The organism is Paraburkholderia sp. RL17-373-BIF-A, from assembly GCF_046030175.1.
Lineage (GTDB): Bacteria > Pseudomonadota > Gammaproteobacteria > Burkholderiales > Burkholderiaceae > Paraburkholderia.
Genome location: NZ_JARESO010000186.1, coordinates 1 through 2704 on the forward strand (window position 1 = coordinate 1; position 2704 = coordinate 2704).

2 protein-coding genes and 1 tRNA gene are annotated in these 2704 nt (G+C 56.7%); 2 read left to right on the forward strand and 1 reads right to left on the reverse strand.

What is annotated here, in order from left to right:
* Positions 1-4 precede the first annotated feature (4 nt).
* Positions 5-82 (reverse strand) — tRNA-Met (locus P0D80_RS49340).
* A 1232-nt stretch (positions 83-1314) separates the two neighbouring features.
* Between P0D80_RS49340 and P0D80_RS49345 the strand changes: the two genes are divergently transcribed.
* Positions 1315-2250, forward strand: a complete 936-nt coding sequence (locus P0D80_RS49345) for a Tim44 domain-containing protein (RefSeq protein ID WP_408295814.1) — start codon at positions 1315-1317, stop codon at positions 2248-2250.
* Positions 2251-2256: 6 nt separating this feature from the next.
* Entirely contained in the window at positions 2257-2616 is a 360-nt protein-coding gene (locus P0D80_RS49350) for a hypothetical protein (protein WP_408295817.1), read from the forward strand.
* Positions 2617-2704: the final 88 nt, after the last annotated feature.

Genomic DNA, 2704 nt, shown 5'->3' on the forward strand with positions numbered 1-2704 from the left:
GATCTGGTGGGCCTCCCGTGAGTCGAACACGGCACCAATGGATTATGAATCCACTGCTCTAACCATCATGAGCTAGAGGCCCAAAACCGCCCCTCGATGATGGGCGTAAGTTGGCGGATACTAATGCAGGTGACGCTGGCCGTTCTTCCGATATTCAACCGAAACCTTTCAAATTACACGCAAAGGCAATCCATCGCGCCAACTTACTGCATCGTTTGGCGCAATCGCAAAATGGAGTCGCTTTTCGATAGCGGCGCCGAGCGATTGCCTTAACATTCACGGCGATGGTCCTCCAGACTATCGCTCATCGTCGAGTTTGGAAAGCTGCGGCTCGCCTGCGGCTTCTTTTTCGTTTTGCGCTGGCGCTTGACGCAACCAGATTGGCGGGCGACATTTTCCAGTCACCGCGGAATAGATGCGAGTGCCAGCCCCCCTTGTGACAAACTACGCGGAAACCTGAAATTGCCGGCTTTTTCAAACAGCCTCAGCGCTCAGTTTCCGGCACCATGAAGCGGCGAACTCCGTTTTGTCTCGTTGGTTAAGGCCGCAGTTAACTTGCGGCTAATTTTTCTACCGCCTGAACTTCGCATTTGCCTGAGCTTGTACCAGCTATTCCTTCAGCCGCATTCGCGTTAATTCTCAGCTAACAGTGTTTCGGTACGTTGGTGGACCTACACATTTTTAAGAATCGCAACTCTCGAAAATCATGATAGCTGACGGACCTCAAACTCCTGCGTGGAACGCGATCGTTCTACACGAGGTATTCCGCCTTGCAGATACAGGCAAATATCGGGACTTCACAGACATCGAATACGTGCTGCTGTGCGGCTATGGCCTGGCAGGCGCGCGCGCCGTGTTCGATACGCAGTCCGTACGACAGGCGCTGAACCAGCGATGTGTTCGGGCGCGCGCGTCGGCAAGTTTTTGCCCGGAAACAGCGACTGACGGACCCGATCTTCATCGCAGGACCGATGATCGAAGTCTGTCTCCCTCGGGGTCTGCTGAAAAAATGAACACGCTGACCATATGTCTCTGCATCTGGATCGTGCTAGCCAGTTGCGCAATGCTATTCATTCGCGGCGCAACCCGATGCGTTGACGGCCCATCCCGATCCCGCGACACGGAGCATATTTGAGTCTCCGCGAACTTCGGCCCATCGATTCAGTGGTCTCGCGTCCAGGCCGAAATGTTCCTTGGCAGAGTTTCATCTTGACACCCAACGGCGCAATCCGCGTCGAACTGCCGCAATATCATTCGTAATATTTACTAATAGTTATTGTCGGCGACAGTTTTCCTGCACACAAGGCAAATAATATGGCCCCGCTTTTAAAGCTCCTCCGCCAGCGTCTGACGGCATTCTCCGGCAAGCGGCTCGCAACAATGGGGATAATTGCTGCGCTGGCGTTTGGCGCACTCGCTCCCCTGAGCGCTGAAGCCCAACGAATCGGCAAAAATCGCAGCATGGGCCGCCAATCACAAACGGCGCCAGCGCAGGTGCCGGGTGGTCAATCATCGCAGCGCGCGCAGCAAGCGCAGTCTCCGCAGGCCCCTCCCAGCACAGGCGCCCCCGCGCGCAACCGTTGGATGGGCCCGCTCGCCGGCCTTGCGGCCGGCTTGGGCATCGCAGCCCTGCTGTCCCATTTCGGATTGGCTGAAGGACTGGCCCAGATGCTTTCCAATGCACTGCTGATCGGACTCGCGATATTCGCGATAGTGGCACTTTATCGCTTTATCACGCGCAAGCGGCGCCCTGTGGTCGCGTATCCCGACGGCACACAAGCGTGTGAGTTTTCTCAACCCATCCAACGCGCGTCCCAAACGTCAGAAGTTGCCGCCGCGGCGAGCGGTAGCGCGCAGCTATCACAGGACGCGGGCGTGCTACCTTTTGGGTTCGATCGCAATGGATTCCTGCGTGAGGCCAAAGTGTTATTCGTTCGCCTGCAGGCAGCGTGGGACAAAAATGATCAGGGAGACCTGTTCGAATTGGCGACGCCGCAGATGTTTGCGGAAATAAGGTTGGATCTGGAAGGTCGCGGAAGCAGCCCCAATCGCACCGATGTAGTAGAACTTCACGCCGAGCTGCTGAGTACTGCGAGTCATGGCGTCGAGCAGCTAGCGAGCGTGAAATTCCATGGTCTGATGCGCGAAGGCTTTGATGATGCAGCTCACCGGTTCGAGGAAATCTGGAATTTGGTCAAACAGACGCCGGAAAGCGGTTGGCAACTGGCTGGAATCGAGCAGATCGAATAGGAGAGTTTGGCGATCATCGGCGTGCGGATCCGATGGGCTTTGTTCGGAAGACCAGGTGTCTACATGTTGCGGACGCAACTATCCATTTTTGACGCAAACGCACCTGCCGAAGGAATTCCACAGGTTCAGCAGGTTGGCGATGATCCGGCCTTCGTGCTGTTGCGACTCGATCCTGCGCGTCAGCAGACGCGCACCGATACGGCCCTTGATGCGCGAGATCTGCGCCTCGACGAGAGAGCGCTTGCCGTAGCCATATTTGTTGCGAAACGCATGGATGCCCTTTTCCTGAAATGTAGCCCACAATCTGGTCGTGCCAGCCTGTTTCTGCCTTGCCATGGATCACAGCATGGGCCGGTGGCGGAATGACCGGCAGCACGCCGCAGCGAGACCAGGCCTCAGTGCGTTCAATGCTGTAGTACGCACCGTCGGCCATCACGCCGTCGACCGGGACCTC